General features: G+C 66.4%; 16 protein-coding genes and 1 tRNA gene. 8 read left to right on the forward strand and 9 right to left on the reverse strand.

From position 1 onward, the window contains the following. Window position 1: 1 nt before the first annotated feature. Together AT701_RS30040 and galE1 are read right to left on the reverse strand one after the other, a co-directional pair. A complete protein-coding gene (locus tag AT701_RS30040; RefSeq protein WP_011731071.1) occupies window positions 2-1,783 on the reverse strand; it encodes an N-acyl-D-amino-acid deacylase family protein in 1,782 nt (593 codons plus the stop codon). A gap of 61 nt (window positions 1,784-1,844) precedes the next feature. Then, on the reverse strand, window positions 1,845-2,786 hold the full coding sequence (galE1, locus tag AT701_RS30045) for a UDP-glucose 4-epimerase (protein ID WP_167350202.1): 942 nt from the start codon (window positions 2,784-2,786) through the stop codon (window positions 1,845-1,847). A 56-nt stretch (window positions 2,787-2,842) separates the two neighbouring features. On the opposite strand from galE1, the gene AT701_RS30050 reads away from it, so the two are divergent. Further along, window positions 2,843-4,606, forward strand: a complete 1,764-nt coding sequence (locus AT701_RS30050) for a hypothetical protein (protein WP_058127152.1) — start codon at window positions 2,843-2,845, stop codon at window positions 4,604-4,606. Between the two features lies 1 nt (window position 4,607). On the opposite strand, the gene AT701_RS30055 is transcribed toward AT701_RS30050, so the two are convergent. After that, on the reverse strand, window positions 4,608-6,077 hold the full coding sequence (locus AT701_RS30055) for a PE-PPE domain-containing protein (RefSeq protein ID WP_223495854.1): 1,470 nt from the start codon (window positions 6,075-6,077) through the stop codon (window positions 4,608-4,610). A gap of 125 nt (window positions 6,078-6,202) precedes the next feature. Here AT701_RS30055 and AT701_RS30060 point away from each other — a divergent pair, with 125 nt between their 5' ends. After that, window positions 6,203-7,525 carry an ISL3-like element IS1096 family transposase gene (locus tag AT701_RS30060; RefSeq protein WP_011726739.1) on the forward strand — a complete coding sequence of 441 codons (1,323 nt, stop codon included), beginning with the start codon at window positions 6,203-6,205 and terminating at the stop codon, window positions 7,523-7,525. Window positions 7,526-7,532: 7 nt separating this feature from the next. Here AT701_RS30060 and AT701_RS30065 read toward each other — a convergent pair whose 3' ends face one another. After that, window positions 7,533-8,234, reverse strand: a complete 702-nt coding sequence (locus AT701_RS30065; protein WP_011726740.1) for a plasmid pRiA4b ORF-3 family protein — start codon at window positions 8,232-8,234, stop codon at window positions 7,533-7,535. 162 nt (window positions 8,235-8,396) lie between these two features. On the opposite strand from AT701_RS30065, the gene AT701_RS30070 reads away from it, so the two are divergent. The 4 genes from AT701_RS30070 to AT701_RS30085 all read left to right on the forward strand — a co-directional run bounded on the left by AT701_RS30070 (window position 8,397) and on the right by AT701_RS30085 (window position 12,427). Beyond that, complete coding sequence (locus tag AT701_RS30070) at window positions 8,397-9,761, forward strand: TPR repeat domain-containing protein (protein WP_435406095.1); 1,365 nt, start codon at window positions 8,397-8,399, stop codon at window positions 9,759-9,761. Window positions 9,762-9,788: 27 nt separating this feature from the next. After that, a complete protein-coding gene (locus tag AT701_RS30075; protein WP_003897549.1) occupies window positions 9,789-10,724 on the forward strand; it encodes a hypothetical protein in 936 nt (311 codons plus the stop codon). Between the two features lie 465 nt (window positions 10,725-11,189). Then, complete coding sequence (locus tag AT701_RS30080) at window positions 11,190-11,555, forward strand: carboxymuconolactone decarboxylase family protein (protein ID WP_014878573.1); 366 nt, start codon at window positions 11,190-11,192, stop codon at window positions 11,553-11,555. Beyond that, a complete protein-coding gene (locus AT701_RS30085) occupies window positions 11,552-12,427 on the forward strand; it encodes an alpha/beta fold hydrolase (RefSeq protein WP_011731077.1) in 876 nt (291 codons plus the stop codon). The genes AT701_RS30080 and AT701_RS30085 overlap by 4 nt, the downstream gene beginning before the upstream one ends. A gap of 86 nt (window positions 12,428-12,513) precedes the next feature. Here the strand turns inward: AT701_RS30085 and AT701_RS30090 are convergent. Both AT701_RS30090 and AT701_RS30095 read right to left on the reverse strand, forming a co-directional pair. Continuing rightward, window positions 12,514-12,586: transfer RNA gene (locus AT701_RS30090), tRNA-Thr, on the reverse strand. A gap of 63 nt (window positions 12,587-12,649) precedes the next feature. Continuing rightward, complete coding sequence (locus AT701_RS30095) at window positions 12,650-13,858, reverse strand: DNA polymerase III subunit delta' (protein ID WP_058127154.1); 1,209 nt, start codon at window positions 13,856-13,858, stop codon at window positions 12,650-12,652. Between the two features lie 81 nt (window positions 13,859-13,939). Between AT701_RS30095 and AT701_RS30100 the strand changes: the two genes are divergently transcribed. Next, a complete protein-coding gene (locus AT701_RS30100) occupies window positions 13,940-15,586 on the forward strand; it encodes an adenylate/guanylate cyclase domain-containing protein (protein ID WP_058127155.1) in 1,647 nt (548 codons plus the stop codon). A gap of 31 nt (window positions 15,587-15,617) precedes the next feature. Here AT701_RS30100 and topA read toward each other — a convergent pair whose 3' ends face one another. From topA to AT701_RS30115, 3 genes are all read right to left on the reverse strand, one after another. Beyond that, window positions 15,618-18,428, reverse strand: a complete 2,811-nt coding sequence (gene topA / locus AT701_RS30105) for a type I DNA topoisomerase (RefSeq protein ID WP_011731080.1) — start codon at window positions 18,426-18,428, stop codon at window positions 15,618-15,620. A 103-nt stretch (window positions 18,429-18,531) separates the two neighbouring features. Continuing rightward, a complete protein-coding gene (locus tag AT701_RS30110; RefSeq protein WP_003897557.1) occupies window positions 18,532-19,125 on the reverse strand; it encodes a hypothetical protein in 594 nt (197 codons plus the stop codon). Window positions 19,126-19,220: 95 nt separating this feature from the next. Next, window positions 19,221-19,424, reverse strand: a complete 204-nt coding sequence (locus AT701_RS30115; RefSeq protein WP_011562175.1) for a cold-shock protein — start codon at window positions 19,422-19,424, stop codon at window positions 19,221-19,223. 301 nt (window positions 19,425-19,725) lie between these two features. Here AT701_RS30115 and AT701_RS30120 point away from each other — a divergent pair, with 301 nt between their 5' ends. Continuing rightward, window positions 19,726-22,056, forward strand: coding sequence for a DNA 3'-5' helicase SftH (locus AT701_RS30120; protein WP_003897559.1), 2,331 nt, complete (start codon window positions 19,726-19,728; stop codon window positions 22,054-22,056). The last annotated feature ends 239 nt before the right edge of the window (window positions 22,057-22,295 follow it).

The raw sequence follows: 22,295 nt of genomic DNA on the forward strand, positions 1-22,295 counted from the left end.
GTCAGACAGCGGTTTTCAGGCGGCTGTCGGCGCCTGCGCGCAGGTAGCGTCCCGATTTCACGGTGTCGCCGTAGCCGTCACGGAACTCGCCTTTGCCGAACACCACGGTGCCGTTGACGGCCGTCGCCACCACGGCGTCGTCGTTGCGGTTCACCATGCGGCTCAGCCCGCCGTAGAACGGCACGGTCTCCTCGTGGTACGCGTCGACGTCGGAGTTCAGGCAGTTCGGGTCGATCACCACGAAGTCGGCACGGTCGCCCTCGCGCAGCGTGCCCGCGTCGACCCCGAACCAGTCGGCCACCTCGGCGGTGAGCCGGTACACGGCGCGCTCGGTGGTCAGGAACGGGCGTCCGCTCAGTTGCGCGTCGCGGACCCGCTTCAGCAGGCGCAGCGGGTAGTTGTAGAACGCCATGTTGCGAAGGTGCGCACCGGCATCCGAGAAACCCATGTGCACCGCGGGGTCGTTGGCCAACTGGTCGAGCACCTTGGGCCGGTGGTTCGCGACGATCGTCGTCCACCGCACATTCTTCTCACCGTTGTCGACCAGCACGTCGAGGAACGCGTCGAGCGGATGGATGCCACGCTCGTCGGCGATCCGGCCGAAGGTCTTGCCGATGAGGCTCTCATCCGGGCATTCGACGATGGTGGCGTCGTGGAAGTCGCGGTGCCACAACGTCGGTCCCAGCTTGCGGCGGTCGAACGACCGGCGGAACCGGCGGCGGTACTCCGGGTCGGCGAGCAGCTTGTTGCGCTCGAGTTGGTCGCGCAGGTGCAGCGCGGCGGTGCCCGCACCGAACTCCTCGAACACCGGCAGATCGATACCGTCGGAATACAATTCGAACGGCACCGGCAGATGCTGGAACCGCACCTTGGCGTCGAGTGTCTTGTTCAGCAGCCGGGTGCCCATCCCGATCACGCGTGCGGCGCCGGGTGAGGATTTCGCGTCGGCCGACACCAGCAGGCTCATCCGCACGCCGCGGCGGCGCCCGAACAGGCTGCTGCTCTCCAGGAAGAAGTTCAGTGCCTCCTGCGCTTTCGCCACGTTCGGCGCGCTCTGCAGGATGCGGCCGCGCTTGCGTAGCACCTTGATGAGGCGGCGACGTTCGCGCCACGTCGCGAACGTGGAAGGCAGTGCGCGCGAACGGAATCGATCACCGTCGAGCTTGTCGATCGCGGCGTCCATACCCGACATGCCGAGCATCCCGGCGTCGAGGGCCGCGTCGAGTCTGTCGGCCATCGTCTCGAGTTCGTCGTCGGTGGGGACCACGCCGCGTGTCGTGGCGCGGTCGAGACCCAGCACCGAGGCGCGCAGGTCCGAATGCCCCAGCAGCGACGCGATATTGGGGCCGAGTGGGAGAGCGTCGATCGCGGCGACGTACTCGGCCGGGTTCGACCAGGTCTTGCGGGATTCCAGTGCGCCGAGCACGAATTGGCGCGGTACGGCCTCCACGCGACTGAACAGGTCGGCCGCGTCCTCGGCGTCGGAGTACACCGTCGACAGCGAGCACATGCCCAACAGCACTGTCGTGACGCCGTGGCGTACCGATTCACGCAGACCCGGATCGAGCAGGACCTCGGCGTCGTAGTGGGTGTGCACGTCGATGAAGCCCGGCACCACCCACTTGCCGCCTGCGTCGATGACCTCGGGGCACCCTGTCTCGTCGAGGGGCTTTGCCGACACCGTGGCCACCACGCCGTCGCGGATGCCCAGCGTACGGACCTGCGGTGGCCTGCCCGTCCCGTCGAACCACAGGCCGTTGCGGACGATGACGTCGTATGACATGGCGGACCTCCATTGGTCGGATGCCGCCACGCTATCCCAGTTAGTGAGTGCTCACAATCTTTTACTGGGATTTGTTGCGGAAGAACTCCACCGTCTTGGCGATGCCTTCGGCCAGCGCCACCTGCGGCTGCCAGCCCAGCACCTCGCGGGCACGGGTGTTGTCGAGCCTGGATCTGCGCAGATCACCCAGCCGCGGCGGGTGGAACTCGGGCTCATCCGGGGCACCGACGGCCCCGGCGATCGCCGTGTGCAGTTCACGCGTCGAGGTCTCCACACCGGTGCCGACGTTGAAGCGCTGACCGCCACCGGCGGGGCCGCCCGCACGGACGAACGCGTCGACCACGTCGTCGACGAAGACATAGTCACGGGTGTCGCTGCCGTCGCCGAAGATCTTGGTGGTCCGGCCGGCCAGCAGGGCCTCCGAAAAGATCGCGACCACACCGGCCTCACCGTGCGGATCCTGCCGCGGGCCGTAGACGTTGGCCGGCGCGATGTGCGAGCAGTCCAGGTCGTAGAGATTGCGGTACATGTTGAGGTACACCTCGCCGGCGACCTTGCCCGCCGCGTACGGCGATGCCGGGTTCACCGGCATGTCCTCGCTGGTCGGATAGGCCGGCGGGGTTCCGTAGACGGATCCGCCCGACGACGTGTGCACGACCTTGCGCACACCCGCGAGGCGCGCGGCCTCGGCGAGGCGAACCGTGCCGACGACGTTCACCGTGGCGTCGAACGGCGGATCATCCACCGAACGCTTCACCGAGATCTGCGCGGCGAGGTGGAAGATCACCTCGGGCTTGAACTCGGCGAGCAGTCCGGTCAGGTCCGCGTCGACGATGTCGGCCTTGACGAACTCGAACTTGTCACTGTTCTCCGCGGCATGCAGGTTCTCGGCCCGCCCCGAGCTGAGATCGTCGAGGCCGACGACGCTGTGTCCGTCCGCGAGCAGCCGGTCCACCAGCGTCGATCCGATGAAACCTGCCGCTCCAGTCACCAAAGTTCGCACCGCCACACCATACCGACGACCTATGCGTGAGGAGTCGGACCGTACAGTCGGCAAGAGTGAACTGGGTCGCCCGTACTGCCGCCGCGCTGATCGCGCTGCAACTGGTTGTCCGGGCCGTACTGGCCTTCGGCGGCTACTTCTACTGGGACGATCTCATCCTCGTCGGCCGCGCGGGCACCCAGAGTCTGCTGTCGCCGTCATTCCTGTTCGACGACCACGACGGACATGTCATGCCCGCGGCGTTCCTGGTGTCGGGTGTCATCACGCGTCTCGCGCCGTTCTCGTGGGTGTGGCCCGCGCTGAGCCTGGTGGTCCTGCAACTACTGGTGTCACTCGCGCTGCTGCGGGCGCTGTGGGTGATCCTCGGCTGGCGCCCCGTGCTGCTGGTGCCGCTGACCTTCGCGTTGTTCACGCCGCTGGCCGTGCCGGGGTTCGCGTGGTGGGCCGCCGCGCTCAACTCGCTGCCCATGCTGGCCGCGTTGGCGTGGGTGGCCGGCGAGGCCGTGCTGCTGGTGCGCACCGGACGCGTCCGCCACGCGGTCATCGGCGCGCTGGTGTACTTCGGCGGTTTGTTGTTCTTCGAGAAGGCCGCGGTGATCCCGTTCGTCGCGTTCGCGGTGGTCGCGCTGCTGGGGTATGTGACGTCTGAGTTCGATCTGGCCTCCGGTCTGGCCGAGGTGTGGCGGCGCGGCCTGCGGTTGTGGGTGGCATGCCTGGCACTGACCGCGGCCTGGATCGGCGTGTACCTGACCGTCGTCGACCAGAAGCGGTGGAGCTTCGACCTGGCCATGACCGGTGATCTGCTCAGCCGCTCCATCACCCACGGCATCGTGCCCGGCCTGGCCGGCGGGCCGTGGCAGTGGCAGCGGTGGGCACCGGCCTCACCATGGGCCACACCACCCGTGACGGTGATGGTGCTGGGCTGGATCGTGCTGGTGGCCGCGGTCGCGGTGGTGCTGCTGCGCAAGCAGCGGATCTGGCCCGTGCTGGCCGTGGCCGCCGGGTACGCCGTCGCATGCCAGGTGCCGATCTATCTGATGCGCTCGTCGCGGTTCACCGCGCTCGAACTCGCACAGACACTGCGGTACCTGCCCGATCTGGTCATGGTGCTCGCGCTGTTGACGGCCGTCGGGTTCTGCGCACCGAACCGGGAGTCGCCGTGGTTGTCGGCGTCGCGGGCGCGGTCCGTTGTGGTGGTCGGCGTGGCGGTGGCGTTCGTCGCGAGCAGCCTGTACTCGACGTGGACGTTCCTGCGGGTGTGGCGCGACAGTCCCGTCCCGGCCTACCTCGACAACGCGCGGGCGAGCCTGGCGTCCACCTCGGATGCGCCGCTGCTGGAACAGGAGGTGGACCCGCTGATCCTGCAACGCGTGGCCTATCCGGAGAACCTGGCCAGCCACATGTTCGCGCTGGCCTCACCTCGGCCCGAATTCGCGTCCGCGACAACCGATCTGCGGATGTTCGACCGCACCGGCACCCTCGTTCCCGCGCTGGTGACCTGGGTGCGCACCATTCTTCCCGGGCCGCAACCCAATTGCGGACATCTGGTGCAGACCGAGGAACCCGTCGTGATGCCACTCGACGGGCCGCTGCTGCCTGCCGACTGGACCGCCGAGATCAACTATCTGGCCAACAGCGACGGATCACTGACCATGGCGCTGAGCGAGGGCCCCGACGTCAAGGTTCCCGTCCGGCCCGGACTGAACCGCGTGTTCGTCCGCCTGCCCGGGGCCGGTGACGCGATCACCGTCCGCGCCAACACTTCAGCGCTGTCGGTGTGCATCTCCCCCGGGCCGGTGGGATTCTTGGCACCGAAGTAGGTCAGGCGGCGTCCTTTTCGGCTGTCTTGTCGGTGGTGTCGGACGTGTCGTCGTTGTCGTTGTCGGGCTTGGTAGCGGGCTTCGCCTTCGTCGAAGGTTCCGCCTTCGGCACTGTCACCCGTGTCTTCTTCGGCTTGAACACGTTGAACTGAGGCCGCTTGACCTTCCGCACGTTCGGCTTTGTCTTCTCGACCTTTTCGGCCTTCTCCGCTTCCTCGGTCTTATCCGCTGTGGCGACCGTCTTGTCGGTGTCGTCCTGCTTGACGGCCTGGTCGGTCTTCTCAACGCTGGTCGATTCCTTGACCGGTGTGGCCTTGTCCGCTTCGTCCGCGACCTTGGTGACCTCGTCGTCTTTGGTGGCCTCTTCTTTCACAGGCTCTTCTTGCTCAGCCAGCTCGTCGACGTCTTCGGTGACCTCGGCGACTTCCGCGGTCTCGGCCGTCCTGTCCGCAGCGGTGTTGGCAACCGTTCGCCGCTGCGTCGTGCTTTGCACAGCTGTCTCGTCGATATCGCCGTCGGTGGAGGGAGTTTCGTCGATCTCTGTGACCGCGGTCTGTGTGATCTCAGACTCGTCCTCTACGACCGTCTCCTCGGTGGTCGTCACCGTCACCCGTCCGGGATCGTTGCGCTTGTAGGCGGCATCGATGATCTTCCGCAGCGGTGCCTCGAGAGCAGCGACGAACGACTCGGGGAACCCGAGATCCCGCAGCGGCTGCAGCAGTGGCAGTTTCTCGGTGGGGATCAGATAGGTCGTCGTCTTGCCACCGGCTTTGTTCACGGTTTCGACGATGTTCTTCTCCGGCACCGTGGACAGGTCCCAACCGTCGACCTTGTCCTCGTAGCGGCCGTGCACGTAGATGATGCCGAGCAGCGCGTTGGCGGTGGCGATGAGATTCCATGGGCGGTCCGGGAAATCGGCCCAGCCGTCGTACTCGCCGTTGATGATCGTGGTCTCGTACGGGGTGTCCGGTGGCCGCACCGGGGTCAGGCCGATGATCGGGATACGGAACGGGATCCACCGCAGGATGCCGTTCGGGCCGGTCGGGTCGCCGATCGTGACGAACTTCAACTGGTCGACGGTCGGGCGCTCGTATTCGTCGAGCTTCATCAGCCGCTTCTTCTCGTACGCGATGACGATCGCGCCCTGGCTGAAGCCGGCGACGATGATCTTCTCGGTGATCGGGTTGCCCTCGTCGTCGACTCCCACGAACCTGTCCACACCCGCTGCCACGGCACCCGCGGCCTCCCAGATGCCCCGGTGCATGCCGAACACCGATGCCGGGTACTTGATGTGCTCGACGTCGTAGCCGGCAAACTCTCCCGGAACCAGCTGTTCCGGGTAGGGCGGATCGTGAAGAATGCGCGTGCCGCTGATCGTGAATGCGGTCGCGCCCAGCGCTGGATCGGTGGTCACAAGGGCTGCGGTGACCACGGCGGCGACCGCCGCAATCACGCCATTGCGCAATGTCATGATGGGAAGTTATCCGGCTCTTCGCAGTTGAGGGTGTAGAGGTCGTCGGCGCGTCGGTGCCGGGATAGGGGTCGAGGTCTTCCGATGATGGAGGTTCCTACGCCATCCATCTGAAAGACCTCGACGTGCCTGACGCTACCGGTCGGGCGGGCTTCGCCTGCGCTGACCTGACGACTTTCTGCCGCCTCGACGAGCTCGGGTTGGAGGTGACCGGCCAACGCCTCGACCCTGATCGGGCCGTGCTGGCGTGCCGGGTCGCCGATGAGGATCGGTGGTGCCGCCGCTGCGGCGAAGAAGGCGTTGTACGTGACAGCGTGACTCGCACGTTGGCTCATGAACCGTTCGGGTGGCGACCCACGGCTTTGCTGGTCACGATCCGCCGTTACCGTTGCGCCGGCTGCGCTCATGTGTGGCGCCAGGATGCCAGCGCCGCAGCCGAACCGCGGGCCAGGCTGTCCCGGCGTGCTCTGCGGTGGGCGCTGGAAGCCCTTGTCTGCCAACACCTGTCGGTGGCCCGGGTCGCCGAGGCGCTTGCGGTGTCGTGGAACACTGCCAACAACGCCGTGCTCGCCGAAGGTCAGCGGGTGCTCATCGCCGATCCGGCCCGGTTCGATGGCGTCGCGGTGATCGGCGTCGATGAGCACGTGTGGCGGCACACTCGCCGCGGCGACAAGTACGTCACCGTCATCATCGATCTCACGCCCGTGCGTGACGGGACCGGCCCCGCACGGCTGCTCGACATGGTGGAGGGCCGCTCCAAGAAGGCGTTCGCCGACTGGCTGGCACAGCGGCCACAGGAGTGGCGTGATCGTGTGGACGTTGTTGCCATGGACGGGTTCTCCGGGTTCAAGACCGCCGCCACCGAAGAACTGCCTGACGCGGCCACGGTGATGGACCCCTTCCACGTGGTCCGCCTGGCCGGCAACGCCCTCGACGAGTGCCGACGCCGCGTGCAGCTGGCCACCTGCGGGCACCGCGGCCGCAGCACCGACCCGCTCTACCGATCGCGACGCACCCTGCACACCGGGGCCGACCTGCTCACCGACCGCCAGAAAGCCCGACTGGCCGCACTGTTCGCCGCCAACGCGCACGCCGAGATCGAGGCCACCTGGGCGATGTATCAACGCACCGTGGCCGCCTACCGCGAACCAGACCGCACCAAGGGCCGCACCATGATGGCTGCACTGATCACCACGCTGAGCACAGGCGTCCCCACGTCGCTGACCGAGCTGATCACCCTCGGGCGGACACTGAAGAAGCGTGCCGCCGACGTCCTGGCCTACTTCGACCGCCCCGGCACCTCCAACGGGCCGACCGAAGCGATCAACGGCCGCCTCGAACACCTGCGCGGATCCGCCCTGGGCTTCCGCAACCTCACCAACTACATCGCCCGGTCCCTGCTCGAGACCGGAGGCTTCCGAACCCAGCTCCGTCAACCTCGGCGGTGAAGAATCCTCAACGCGTGTTCAACGCGGCCAGAGCGTCATTGGTCTCGGCCACCGAGAAACGGTCGGGGTGCCAGCCCCGGGGCAGCCAGTCCCTCATCTCCTGCGCACCGAGTCCCATCGGCGTTTCCCGCGGGTCGTACCCGCCGCGAACCCACGCAGCCAACTCCTCATAGCCGCCCAGGCCACCACAGTCCTCCGGCGGACAGGCCATCTTTCCCGTCAGACACACCGCAGCCGGGGGCGGATCATCGAAAACGTCTTCGACCACGAGCACGTGGTCCCATCCGTCGCCGAAGTCGTAATCGTAGAACAACCGCTCGCCCTTATCGGACACCACCTGATCGAGGCGCACGCTGTCCTCGACGACACCGTCGTCGCCTTCGCTGAGATCAAACCCGGTGACGAAGTAGGCACGGGTCCGCCGGTCCGCCCCGACACCGAACTTATGCAGATGACTGTCCTGCCAGCCCATAACGACCTGCAGCACAACATGGAGCTCATCGAGCATGAGGTCGCCCGGCAGGTCCAGCCGACGCCAGATCGGCGGCTTGGCGTACATCAGGTCGACGCGCACCCGGAAGCCCCGCGCACGATCCGGCACCGCCCGCACCTCGGGCGTCGGCTCATCGAACATTCCCGCGAACACGTTCCGACCAGCGTCGGCCATTAGCTTCTGCAGCAACGCCAGGTCCACACTGCCCCCGGACACTCCGCTCTTCCTCTTGCTCTTCCGCTTCTTCTCCGGCACACCCCAAGCCAACCAGACCCCTCGATCACAGCGCGAAAGCAGCTGATCGTCTCTACACCGTCAAGTGCGAAGAGCCAGATACCTCTGGAAAAGAATGTTCCCGGCCCCTTCGCAGACCTAGGAGTGGACGACGTACCAGGCGGGAAATGGGCACTCCCCGATAGCGTCCGAGAAACGCTGGAGAGTCCGGCGATCGAACGAATCCCAGATTGGACAGGCGAGGGTAATTCTTATTACAAGCTCACAAATGAGTCTGACCTACGCGCATTGACGGAGATGGTCGCCGCAGGAGATGAACGATTTCAGAACGGAAGTTACCTCGACGGTGGCTTGATGAGTAAGGCCACGGAGATTCTTGACGCTTCTTCTAATCCCGGCCTTGCTGCTACGCATGAATTCGACGGTGTGATGCAGGATATCTTCAAGGCAGCCGGGCGCGATGAGATAGTGAATCACGAGCTACTAACCGGGAACTTCAGCTACAACACTCTGGGAGAACCGAGGGATCTGGTACCTGGCGACAACGGGGCGAAGTTTCTCGACAATCTGACCCGCTATCACTGGGAGGACAACGGCGTCGCCGCACGTACCCTCACAGATTGGATCGACGATTCCGCGAACGGTCGCGACCCTGTGTTAAATAGACTTGCCGGCGAATCCGCTCACCGGATCGCGGATTATTTGGGTGACAATCGAGACCAACTGATGCGTGGTATCGGAACTCCCGGCACCTGGAACCCTGATCTCATCAGGGGATACGCCGAGGCCTTGGCCCCCTACCAAGAATCGATTATCGGCGACCGTCGCGAGGCGCCACCGGGATTCGATCTTCTCGACGGGCAGCGACAAGGCGACTACTCGCAAGCCAGAAATATCTTCGAGATCCTCAACGGCGATCCCGAGGCCGCGAAGTATTTCAATTCGCGGGCGTATGAGAAAATCCTTGAATACCAGCAGTCGACCAGCGAACTCATTGCGGAGGGAAGACCTCCAAATGGTAGCGATTTAGGACACGCAGGCCGAATGCTGGGCGTGCTCAATGAGGCAGTCGATAGAGCAGGAATAGACACGGGATACGACCTTCGGAAAGACGCGATCGGCCTCGCTATCGGCGAAACCGTGGGCAAAGTTCCAATACTTGGCTCTTTGTCGGAGGGGTATTTGACCGATCTCCTCCTACCGCAGAAAACCGGTGATACTCCGACGTATCCTCTGACCCAGGTTCAGAACCTGAATCAATGGGTTGTGGCTTCCGCTCTGTTTGAATCAGGGTTTCCTTACCCAGAGGACGCTCCGATCAATGAATTCGTCGGAACGGATGGCAAGCTTCAGACACCGGAGTACATTCTCGAGCACCAGCCCGGCTTGATCGAAGACTACTATCAGGCACTGTTTGATTATTCAGACAGCAATAAGTGGGGAACCGTGTTCTCTTCGTTCGACCGCGAATTCGATCAAGGCACTGGTTCGGAGAGGGGCCGAAAGTAAGTGGCGCAGAGAGCAAGTCGTAGATGGGTGGCGGCGCTCACGGCCACAGCCGCGATGCTGTGCTCCTGCAGCTCGGATACGCCGGACCTACTGACCCCGGTAACTCCGGAGAAATCCCACGACCGCATCACCAACGCGGGCGGCAGCATCTTCCTCGAAGAGATAAGTACCCACAAATGGCCCGATGGTGGCAGAGAGGCTGCGTCGTACTTCGATTGGATCCCGCAAGACGCGCGATCGCCCGACCGGGCGACCTCTCAGCAGGCCGGCGAGACTGCGCATACTCTTGCAGTCTTCCTTGCCGACCACCGGCAGGCGTTGGAAGCAGTCGGTAACGGCCTGCTCGGGTTACGGAAGGCTCCGGTCGGAAAGGCCAACCCCCAATTGGTGGCTGCATATGGAGCAGCACTTACCCCTTATCTACCAGCGATCGCGGGGTCTGACGGTTCGCCAGGATTTCCTCCCTTCCAGCACTCGACGCCTGAAGATTTCGCCAGAGCACGCAACATTTTCGCGGTGATCGCAACGAATACAGAAGCCGGACGTGAGTTCGTTGAGCGTGCGAGCGAGGATGCCGAGCGCATCGCTGCAACGGCTGCTCATGACGCGTGTGAACCAGAATCCGCCAAGCACAATGTCGACTCAGCCGTCTTGCGGACAGCCGGCATACTTGCCGGACTTGCAGACAGCATGAGCAATGAAGGAAGCGGCCCCGAGCGGCATCAAATTCTGGATGACATCAGCTACACAATGGCAGCCGCATGCGTCTCCGCCGACCCGATGCCCCCCACCAGCCAGATCGCGGACTACATGGAATCCGGGAGATTGTTGACGCCTGACGAGGTGCTTCAGCAACGAGACGAGGGTTTGGAGGATTACTACCAAAGCCTGCGGGATTATCTCGCTACCCGCGACATCGAAATCGAGCCATACCTGGAGTGGTACGAAAAGGCGAGAGGGTGATTGGTCCCTATATCTCGGCGTCCGCCAGAGAGACTCAAGCCGGAGTCGAGCCGCACAACGACTCCCCTTACGTCGGAATATCAGTGCGGCAGGTCGAACTGACTCAACGCGACCCTCGCCTCGCTGCCGATGCTTCTGCGCCCTCACAGGGGCCCCAGAAGGGACCAGCCCCGGCCCCTCAAGTCGACGTCTTCGGCAACTGGTTCATCACTGCGTCAAGCAGCGTCGGATGGGGACCGATCACTCGGCCCGTCCTCGACAACTTCCCCACCCCGGAAATCGAGAAGCGCTGCAGCGACTCCATGCCGCACAACGAGGCTCAACGCCGGGAGATGATGACCGGGTACAAAGATCAACCTCCGCCCCACGGCGACGCAGTACCAGGCTGGCCTCTCAGGAGCGAGTGACTGGACGCAGTATGCGAGTGGCCCCGCGCCAGTAGACATGCCATGCAAAGCTGCACGCATGACAGATGTGCGTGAAAAAGGCTTCCAGGTTCTGCGTGAACTTCTCCCTGATCTCCCCCTCGACGGATTCCAGCGTGACGGGTCGTTCGGCGACGAACTGCTGGAGATCGGGCTCGACAACGTCTTCGGACGGTTGTGGAGCCGCGAGGGCCTGAGCCGCCGGGACCGCAGCCTGGTGACCATGGGCATCCTGATCGCCCTGCGCGCCACCGACGAGTTCGCCTCACACGTCAAGATCGCCCGCAACAACGGCCTCACCGAACAGGAGATCGCCGAGGTCATCTACCACTCCAGCGGCTACGCCGGATTCCCGAACGCCAACACGGCGATGAAAGTGGCCAAAGGGGTACTCGAGGGCCCGTGAGCCCTGTTACCCACCACCGCGTCCTCGTCGACGGGGTTGACACGTTCTACCGCACCGCCGGCCCCGTCGACGCCCCGATAGTGCTGCTCCCCCACGGATATCCGGCGTCGTCGTATGTCTACCGCAACCTCATGGCCGCGCTCGGCGGCCGGTGGCGCCTGATCGCTCCGGACCTACCCGGATTCGGTTACAGCGCAACCCCTTCCGCGCAGGAATTCGCCTACACGTTCGCCGCCTACAGTGCGTTTCTGCAGAGCTTCGTCGAGACGCTCGGGCTCGGCCGGTACGTCATCTGGCTGCACGACTACGGCTCGCAGTTCGGCTTCCAGCTGGCACTGGCGAAACCCGAGCGCGTGGCGGGCCTGATCATCCAGAACGGCGACATCTACGAGGACGCCTTCGGCCCCAAATACGACTTCCTCAAGGAGTCGTGGAACAACCCCGGCCCCGCCGCGCGCCGTCGGATCGCACAGCACGTGACGCTGCACGGCTTCGAGACCGAGTTCCGCGGCGAGCTGCCAGATGACGTCGCCGAGCGCATCAGCCCTGACCTGTGGACCCTGCACTGGTCGCTGATGTCGACACCAGAGCGCGTCGCCAACCTGATCCGGCTCCTGGAGGACCAACCGACGACGCTGGGCTGGTTCGCAGCCGAACAGGCGTATCTACGCGAGCAGCACCCGCGGGTCCTGATCGTGTGGGGCCCGCACGACGGCTACATGCCCGAAGCATCGGCGCGGGCGTACCTGCGGGACCTTCCGGACGCGGACATCCACCTGCTCGGCGGAGGGCACTGGCTGTTGGAGACCCACCTCGACGAGGTGGTGCCACTGATCGACGCGTTCCTGGCCGACGTCTACGCGCGGCGCTGAGAGCCCTGTCTCGCCGAAATCAACGGAAATGTCGTTGCGCGACGCCAGACACGACAATTGCGTCGGTTTCGGCGCGAAGGAAAGAGAGCCGCCTGGGGGAATCGAACCCCCGACCTATTCATTACGAGTGAATCGCTCTACCGACTGAGCTAAGGCGGCGTGCCCGTGCAGGCGGGACGAGTCTACGGCAGCGCCCGCCGTGCAACCAAAACGGTCCCGGCGTCAGCCCCGCAGCGCCTGTCCGATGGTGGCGACCATGGCGTCGACGGCGAACTTCGGCTTGACGTTGACGGCCAGGGCCTCGCGGCATTCCAGCACGGCCTCGATGCAGCGCAGCAGACGGTCCGGGGCGGCGTGGGCGGCCAGCGCGGCGACCTTCTCGGCCATGTCCGGATGGTTCGCGGTGACGCTGCCGACCCCCGAGGACACCAGCAGCGCGTCGCGGAAGTAGGTCGCCAGGTCGATCAGGGCCCGGTCCAGCGCGTCACGCGAGGCCCGGGTCTGGCGTGACTTCTGCCGCTTCTCCAGCTCCTTGAGCGCTCCGGCGGCCCCACGCATGGTGCCCGCGGTGCCCTTACCGGTGCCGCCCGCGCCGAGCGCGGTCTTGAGTTCCTCGGTCTCGTTCTCGTTGCGGTCGGCGGTCAGCGCGACGGCCTCGGCCTCCGCGACGGCCACCATCTCCTCGGCGGCCGCGTACGCCCGCGACGGGGTCGCGGCATCACGGGCCAGCCCGAGCGCCCGTTTGCGGCGCTCCCTGGCCTCAGGATCGGTCGCCAGGCGCCGGGCCCGGCCGACGTGGCCACCGCACACCGACGCCGCCCAGCGCGCGTCCTCGGGCGGCAACCCGTCGCCGGTGATCAGCACGTCGGCGATGGCGTCGATCGACGGCGTCGTCAGCGCGATGTGCCGGCACCGCGAACGCAGCGTGATCGCGATGTCCTCGGGATCCACCGACGGCGCGCACAACAGGAACACCGTCGACGGCGGCGGCTCCTCGACCACCTTGAGCAGCGCGTTGGCCGCACCTTCGGTGAGCCGGTCGGCGTCCTCGATCACCACGACCTGCCAGCGGCCCGTCCCGGGCCGCCGTGACGCGATCTGGACGATCTCGCGCATCTCCTTGACCGCGATGGACAGCCCCTCGGGCACGATGCGGCGCACATCGGCGTGCGTGCCTGCCATCGTCGTCGTGCAGGCACGGCACTCGCCGCACCCGGGAACCCCGTCGGACGTGCACTGCAACGCGGCCGCGAAACACAGCGCAGCAACCGACCGGCCGGACCCCGGCGGGCCCGTGATCAGCCACGCGTGGGTCATCGTGCCGGTTGCGACACCACTGTGGGCGGAATCACCTCTGGCAGCCGCCGCGGCCGCCACCAGCTCCTGTTCCACCGCGTGCTGACCCACCAGACGCGAAAAGACACCGCTCATCGTCCACAACAGTAATGGTCACGCCGACACAAATGGCTGGCAGCGGCGCTCAAGGTCCGCGCGGCCCGATACGGTGAACAGGTGACCACGGAGCCCATCCCCATCGCGCGAATCGGTGCATTCGCCCGGTGGGTGGCGCGCACCCCGTGGCCGGTGTTCACGCTGGGCATGTTGCAGGCCGACATCATCGGCGCGCTGTTCGTGCTCGGCTTCCTGCGGTTCGGGCTACCGCCCGAGGATCGCATCCAGTTGCAGGACCTTCCGGCGTTCAACCTCGCGATCTTCCTGGCCTACCTGTTCGTGTCGTTCACCGTCGGCGCGTACCTGGCCCTGCGCCTGCTGATCCCGGTGATCCGCTGGCAGCGCCGCGAGACGGTGCTGTCCGAGGGTGATCCGGGCATCACCGAGCTGGCGCGCGCCCGCGCGCTGAAGATGCCCTTCTACCGGACGCTGATCAGCGTCACCAACTGGTGCCTGGGCTCGATCGTGTTCATCGTCGCCAGCTGGCCCGTGGCGAGCCATTCGGCGCCCGTCGTCGCGGTGGCCACCGCGCTGGGCGCGACGGCCACGGCGATCATCGGCTACCTGCAGTCCGAGCGTGTGCTCCGCCCGGTCGCGGTGGCCGCGCTGCGCGGCGGCGTGCCGGAGAACTTCCGCGCGCCCGGCGTGATCCTGCGCCAGGTGCTCACGTGGGTGCTGTCGACGGGTGTGCCGCTGCTGGCGATCATCCTGGCGCTGGTGGCCAGCAAGTTCTCGATCCTGACCGCGTCGGCGGACCGGCTCAACACCCCGATCCTGCTGCTGGCCGTCGCGGCGCTGGTGATCGGGATGTCCAGCACGGTCCTGGTCGCGATGTCGATCGCCGATCCGCTGCGCCAGCTGCGCTGGGCGCTCGGTGAGGTGCAGCGCGGCAACTACAACGCCCATATGCAGATCTACGACGCCAGCGAGCTGGGCCTGCTGCAGGCCGGGTTCAACGACATGGTGCGCGACCTGGCCGAACGGCAACGCCTGCGCGACCTGTTCGGCCGCTATGTCGGCGAGGACGTCGCGCGTCGCGCGCTGGAACGCGGCACGGAGCTGGGCGGGCAGGAACGCGACGTCGCGGTGCTGTTCGTGGACCTGGTGGGCTCCACCCACCTGGCGTCGACAATTCCCGCGGCCGACGTGGTGAACCTGCTCAACGAGTTCTTCCGCGTCATCGTCGACACCGTCAACAAGCACGGCGGATTCGTCAACAAGTTCCAGGGTGACGCGGCGCTGGCGATCTTCGGCGCCCCCATCGAACATCCCGACGCCTCCGGCGGCGCGCTCGCGGCGTCGCGCGAGCTGCACGACGAGCTCATCAAGGTGCTGGGCACCGAGACCGAGTTCGGGATCGGTGTGTCGGCGGGACGCGCGATCGCCGGCCACATCGGCGCCAAGGCCCGGTTCGAGTACACCGTGATCGGCGACCCGGTCAACGAGGCCGCGCGCCTGACCGAGCTGGCCAAGCTCGAAGAGGGCCACGTGCTCGCATCCGCGATCGCGGTCAGCGGGGCGCTGGATTCCGAGGCGCTGTGCTGGGACGTCGGCGAGATCGTCGAACTGCGCGGACGCACCGTCCCCACCCAGTTGGCGCGGCCCATCAACCTGGCTCGCCCAGAGGATCTGGACGGCTCGGCCAACGGGCAGTCCACCGACAGCTCGCCGGCCGAAACGGCATTCCAGCAGGAAAAGGTCGAGTAAACCCCTGCCGGAATGCAGTTTCGGCGGAAACCTAGGCCTTCTTGGCGGCGGCTTTCTTGGCGGGTGCCTTCTTGGCGGCCTTCTTCGCCGGGGCCTTCTTCTTCACCGGGCCACGGGCACGGCGGTCGGCCAGCAGTTCGGAGGCACGCTCGTCGGTGATGGTCAGCACATCGTCGCCCTTACGCAGGCTCGCGTTGGTCTCACCGTCGGTGACGTACGGGCCGAACCGGCCGTCCTTGATCACCATCGGCTTGCCCGAGACCGGGTCGTTGCCCAGTTCGCGCAGCGGCGGAGCCGACGCGGCCTGGCGGCCACGGCGTTTCGGCTCGGCGTAGATCTTGAGTGCCTCGTCGAGGGTGATCGTGAAGATCTGGTCCTCGGTGGCCAGCGAGCGAGAGTCGGTGCCGCGCTTGAGGTATGGCCCGTAGCGGCCGTTCTGCGCGGTGATCTCCTCGTTGGTCGTCGGATCGACACCCACGACGCGCGGCAGCGACAGCAGCTTGAGCGCGTCCTCAAGCGTCACGGTCTCCAGATCCATCGACCGGAAGAGCGATCCCGTGCGCGGCTTGGGACCGGTCGGCTTCTTGCCCTTCTTCGCCGGGGTGCCGGCCGTACCGTCGTCCCCGCCGTCTTCGGGTTCGGGCAGCACCTCGGTGACATACGGCCCGAAACGCCCGTCCTTGGCGACGATCTCGTGGCCGGTCTCCGGGTCGATGCCCAGCGAGCGTCCCTCTTGCGGTGTGGCGAAGAGCTTTTCGGCGAGCTCAGGGGTGAGCTCGTCGGGCGTCAGATCCTCTTTGAGGTTGGCGCGCTGCGGTTTCTGCTCACCCGGGTTGTCGGGATCGTCGACCATGCGCTCCAGGTACGGCCCGTTGCGCCCCACCCGGACGTACACCGGACGACCCTCGGAGTCGTCGAAAACCTTGATGGAGTTGACTTCTCGCGCGTCGATGCCTTCGAGGTTGCCGCCGACGAGCTGCTTGAGTCCTCCGGCGCGCGCGATCGAACCCTCGACGCCGTGCTCACCGCCGAAGTAGAAGTTGTTGAGCCAGTTGGTGCGTTGCTCCTGGCCGTTGGCGATCTCGTCGAGTTCGTCTTCCATGGCCGCGGTGAAGTCGTAGTCCACCAACCGGCCGAAATGCTGCTCGAGGAGGCCGACGACGGCGAACGCGACCCAGGACGGCACCAGCGCGCTGCCCTTCTTCTGGACGTAGCCGCGGTCCTGGATGGTCTTGATGATCGAGCTGTAGGTCGACGGACGGCCGATGCCCAGCTCTTCGAGGGCCTTGATGAGCGAGGCCTCGGTGTAGCGGGCGGGCGGGCTGGTCTGGTGGCCGTCGGCGCTCAGATCGGCCGCGTCGACGCGCTGCCCCTGCGTGAGGTTGGGCAGGCGGCTCTCGGCGTCGTCGGACTCGCCGCCGGCGAGTTCGTCGATGCTTTCGACGTAGGCCTTGAGGAAGCCCGGGAACGTGATGGTGCGGCCCGAGGCGTTGAACACCACCTGCTCACCCGAACTCGCTGAGCCGCCGATGCGCAGGCTCAGCGTGGTGCCGCGCGCGTCGGCCATCTGCGAGGCGACGGTGCGCTGCCAGATCAGCTCGTAGAGCCGGAACTCGTCGGTGTCCAGCGCGCTGTGCAGCTGCCCCGGCGTCTGGAACACGTCGCCGGCGGGGCGGATGGCCTCGTGGGCCTCCTGTGCGTTCTTGACCTTGCGGGTGTACTGCCGCGGCGACGGGTGCACGTACTCCTCGCCGTAGAGCTGACGGGCCTGTGTACGCGCGGCGTTGATGGCCGACTCCGACAGCGTGGTCGAGTCGGTACGCATGTAGGTGATGTAGCCGTTCTCGTACAGCCGCTGCGCGATGCTCATGGTGCGCTCGGAGGAGAACCGCAGCTTGCGGGCCGCTTCCTGCTGCAGCGTCGACGTCATGAACGGCGCATAGGGCCGACGGGTGTAGGGCTTCTGCTCGACCGAGGTGACCGCCAGCTGCGCGCCGCGCAGCCCCGAGGCCAGCGCGCCCGCGCTCGCCTCGTCGAGCACCAGCACCTCGTCGGGCCGCTTGAGCTGGCCCAGCGAGTCGAAATCGCGGCCGGTCGCGACGCGGCGGCCGTCGACCGTGTTGAGCTTGGCGGTGAACTTCGGCGGCGACGCCGACGGATCGGACACGCTCGCGTCCAGCTCGGCGGTCACATCCCAGTAGGACGCGCTGTGGAACGCCATGCGCTCGCGTTCGCGCTGCACGATGATGCGCGTGGCCACCGACTGCACGCGGCCCGCGCTCAGCTTCGGCGCGACCTTCTTCCACAGCACGGGGCTGACCTCGTAGCCGTACAGACGGTCGAGGATGCGGCGGGTCTCCTGCGCGTCGACCAGCGCGATGTCCAGGTCACGCGGGTTCTCGGCGGCGTTGCGGATCGCGGGCTCGGTGATCTCGTGGAACACCATGCGCTTGACCGGCACGCGCGGCTTGAGCGTCTCCAGCAGGTGCCAGGCGATGGCCTCACCCTCGCGGTCACCGTCAGTGGCGAGGTAGAGCTCGTCGACGTCCTTGAGCAGGCCCTTGAGTTCGGTGACCGTGGACTTCTTCTCCGGGCTGACGATGTAGAGCGGCTCGAAGTTCTGGTCGACGTTGACGCCAAGGCGCGCCCACGGCTCGGACTTGAACTTCGCCGGCACGTCGGCGGCGTTGCGGGGCAGGTCACGGATGTGGCCGCGGGACGATTCCACGACGTAATTCGAGCCGAGGTAGCCAGCTATCTTGCGCGCCTTCGTCGGCGACTCGACAATCACGAGTCGCCGGACATTACCTGTTCCACCGCTGCCGCGGTCGCCGCCAGCCAACTGTGCCTACGCTCCACTTCTGTAGTCACCTCGCCACGCGAGGCAACTGCCAATCTCGCATCACCCTAGAGCCTATGCAAACCGGCTCTCTGCCTGCGCACCATTAAATACGTGGCCACTGCGCCAACGCCGCGACATCCCCCGGCGGTTCCCCCACATTCTCTACCAGGCGTAACAGGCGCCGCCGTCCGCTGATGCGCAGCGCCGGGTGGGAGCCGCGGGTACCGATCAGCGTCGGGGCGATTCCCACGCGCATCATGGCCGACGCGAGCACCGGGTGCGTGTCGGGTGCGTGCGGATCGAGCCCCAAGAGGTAGCGGTCGTCGGCCTCCGGCGTGCCCGCGGCCAGCGTCCAGGCACGCAGTTCCCGCGAGCCCGGCAACCACTCGGGAGGCACGGTCTTGACCGCGCCGCGCGTCCACGCGCGCGCCAGCGGCACCAGCCGCACATCCATGGTCGTGCGCACCAGCGGAGTGTTCTCCTCGGTGCGGGCTATCTCCGCGGTGAGGCCGGCCTGCTCGATCATCTCGGCCAGCCCGTGCGCACGCCACAGCTCGTCGACCACCACCGATATCCTCGCGGTCGGATGACCACCGCCACCCACCACCAGGATCTGGCCTGGCGCAGCCAGCATCCCGGTCAGGTCGGTCACCGCGGGCGGCACCGACTCGGCCGAGAAGAAGGACAGCTGGCTCACGGATCGACACTAAGCCAGTGACGACCTCGGAAACGAGAACACCCCCGCGGTGTCCCGTGGGACGTGTCGCGGGGGTGCTGTCAGGTTTGTCTCGCTCAGATGGTCCGGACACCCGTGGCCTGCGGCCCCTTGGGGCTCTGGCCGACCTCGAACTCAACCTTCTGGTTTTCCTCCAGGGTGCGGAAGCCGCTGCCCTGGATTTCCGTGTAGTGGACAAACACGTCAGCGGAGCCGTCCTCGGGGGCGATGAAGCCGAAGCCCTTCTCCGCGTTGAACCACTTCACAGTTCCCTGTGGCATTTCTCGATATTTCCTTCTCTTCTTACCGGGTGCGGTCCACCGACTTCCGGCGTACCGGGCCCGTTCCGACCGCCATACCTTCGTGGAGTCGTCGGAACTTGACCCGACCTACAACCCTCGCAGGAACCGCGATCGCAACGACGATCCTGCGAGTGCAAAGACACGAACACAGAAGCTGCGACCGTGATCAGTCAATCATGTTCAGGGCGAGTGCGACAGTCTTGTCGCACGGTTGGCTGGTGAAGAATTTGTGTCACGGGGCGGGACGACCGCACCGCGAGAGACGACAGGAGGTCCGGACGTGTCGGATCGGGGGCTGGAATTCGGCCGTGAGCTGCTGAATTGCGCCGTTGAGGGCACCCCCGGCGACGATAATCCGCTACGCCACGTTGCGGATTTGGCACCCCGGACGGGCAAACCGGTTCCGTGGCCGGCGTGGGCTCACCCAGATGTGGTGCGCGCGTTGCATGATCACGGAATCACCGCGCCGTGGTCGCATCAGCTGTCCGCCGCGCAGCTGGCGCACGACGGCAGACACGTGGTGATCTCGACCGGCACCGCCTCGGGCAAGTCCCTGGCGTACCAGTTGCCGATCCTCTCGGCGCTCGCCGACGATCCCCGCGCCCGGGTGCTGTACCTGTCCCCGACCAAGGCGCTCGGACACGATCAGCTGCGCGCCGCGCACGCCCTCACCGAAAGCGTCGCCGCCCTACGCGATGTCGCGCCCGCGCCGTATGACGGTGACAGCGCGACCGAGGTGCGCCGCTTCGCCCGGGAACGGTCACGCTGGATCTTCTCCAACCCCGACATGATCCATCTGTCCCTGTTGCGCAACCACTCCCGCTGGGCGGTGTTCCTGCGCAACCTGCGCTACATCGTGGTCGACGAATGCCATTACTACCGCGGCATTTTCGGGTCAAACGTGGCGATGGTGCTGCGCAGGCTGCTGCGTCTGTGCGAGCGGTACTCGGCCAACGGCGCGACACCGACCGTCATCTTCGCCAGCGCCACCACCTCATCCCCGGCCGAGACGGCCGCCGAGCTGATCGGCCAGACCGTCGTCGAGGTCACCGAGGACGGCTCGCCGCAGGGCGCACGCACCATCGCGCTGTGGGAGCCCGCGCTCCTGCCCGACCTGGCCGGTGAGAACGGCGCCCCGGTCCGACGCTCGGCCGGCTCGGAGGCCGGCCGGGTGATGGCCGATCTCGTCGCCGAGGGCGCCCGCACGCTGACGTTCGTGCGGTCGCGTCGCGGCGCCGAGCTCACCGCGCTGGGGGCGCGCGCCCGATTGTCCGAGACCGCACCCGATTTGGTCGAGCAGGTCGCCTCCTACCGGGCCGGGTACCTCGCCGAGGACCGCCGCGAGCTCGAGCACGCGCTCAGCGACGGACGGCTGCGGGGTCTGGCCACCACCAACGCGCTGGAACTCGGTATCGACATCGCGGGCCTGGACGCCGTGGTGATGGCGGGATTCCCCGGCACGGTCGCGTCGTTCTGGCAGCAGGCCGGACGCTCGGGGCGACGCGGACAGGGTGCGCTCGTCGTGCTGATCGCACGCGACGACCCGCTGGACACCTACCTGGTGCACCATCCGGCCGCGCTGCTGGACAAGCCGATCGAACGCGTCGTGATCGATCCGACCAACCCACACGTGCTGGGCCCGCAACTGCTGTGCGCGGCCGCCGAACTGCCACTCACCGAGGCCGAGGTGCGCAGGTGGGACGCCGAGGCGGTGGCCCAGCGGCTCGTCGACGACGGACTGCTGCGCAAGCGTCCCGCCGGATACTTTCCCGCGCCGGGCGTCGATCCGCATCCGGCAGTGGACATCCGGGGTTCGACAGGCGGGCAGATCGCGATCCTTGAGGCCGACACCGGCCGCATGCTCGGCAGCGCAGGCGCGGGCCAGGCGGCGTCGTCGGTGCACCCGGGCGCGGTGTACCTGCACCAGGGCGAGAGTTATGTGGTCGACTCACTCGACTTCGAGGACGGCATCGCCTTCGTGCATGCCGAAGATCCCGGCTACACGACCTTCGCCCGTGAGATCACCGACATCTCCGTGACCGGTCCGGGCGAGCGGGTGGACCACGGACCCGTCACCATCGGGCTGGTGCCGGTGTCGGTGACCAACACCGTCGTCGGCTATCTACGCCGCCGGATGGACGGCGAGGTCATCGATTTCGTCGAACTCGACATGCCGCCGCGCACACTGGACACCATGGCGGTGATGTGCACGATCACCCCGGAGGCCTTGCAGGACAACGGGATCGAGCAGCTCTCGGTGCCCGGGGCGTTGCATGCCGCCGAGCACGCCTCGATCGGCCTGCTCCCTCTGGTCGCCAGTTGCGACCGCGGCGACATCGGCGGGGTGTCGACCGCTGTGGGTCCGGTCGACGGATTGCCGTCGATCTTCGTCTACGACGGATATCCCGGAGGTGCGGGATTCGCCGATCGCGGCTACCGCCAGCTGCAGACGTGGTGGGGTGCGACGGCCGCGGCGATCGAGGCCTGCGAGTGCCCGAGTGGATGCCCCTCGTGCGTGCAGTCGCCCAAGTGCGGTAACGGCAACGATCCGTTGGACAAGGCTGGGGCGGTGAAGGTACTTCGTCTGGTGCTCGGCGCGCTGACGAAGTAGACGTTTGCCCCCCGACCCGCGTTGACGACCGACCCCTCGACGGCCGACGACGCGGTTCCACCAAACCCTCGGGCGCGCCGAACACTCAAACGTTGCGGCAAACGGTCGGACAACACGATCCGTTCCCAATCCCGGAGGCCGGGTGCAGGAGGCAAATTACGTCACCGGCGTGACGTTCGCAACCCGTATCCCCAGCAGGGCCGGATCGAGCACCCAACCGGTGCGGATTCCGTACCTCC

The sequence above is a fragment of the Mycolicibacterium smegmatis genome (genome assembly GCF_001457595.1).
Classification (GTDB): domain Bacteria; phylum Actinomycetota; class Actinomycetes; order Mycobacteriales; family Mycobacteriaceae; genus Mycobacterium; species Mycobacterium smegmatis.

What these genes read in the sequence shown, in the direction of transcription:
- AT701_RS30040 (WP_011731071.1), bottom strand. Translation starts at nt 1,783, where the DNA reads ATGTCATACGACGTCATCGTCCGCAACGGCCTGTGGTTCGACGGGACG.
- AT701_RS30055 (WP_223495854.1), bottom strand. Translation starts at nt 6,077, where the DNA reads ATGACATTGCGCAATGGCGTGATTGCGGCGGTCGCCGCCGTGGTCACC.
- AT701_RS30080 (WP_014878573.1), top strand. Translation starts at nt 11,190, where the DNA reads ATGACAGATGTGCGTGAAAAAGGCTTCCAGGTTCTGCGTGAACTTCTC.
- AT701_RS30095 (WP_058127154.1), bottom strand. Translation starts at nt 13,858, where the DNA reads ATGAGCGGTGTCTTTTCGCGTCTGGTGGGTCAGCACGCGGTGGAACAG.
- AT701_RS30115 (WP_011562175.1), bottom strand. Translation starts at nt 19,424, where the DNA reads ATGCCACAGGGAACTGTGAAGTGGTTCAACGCGGAGAAGGGCTTCGGC.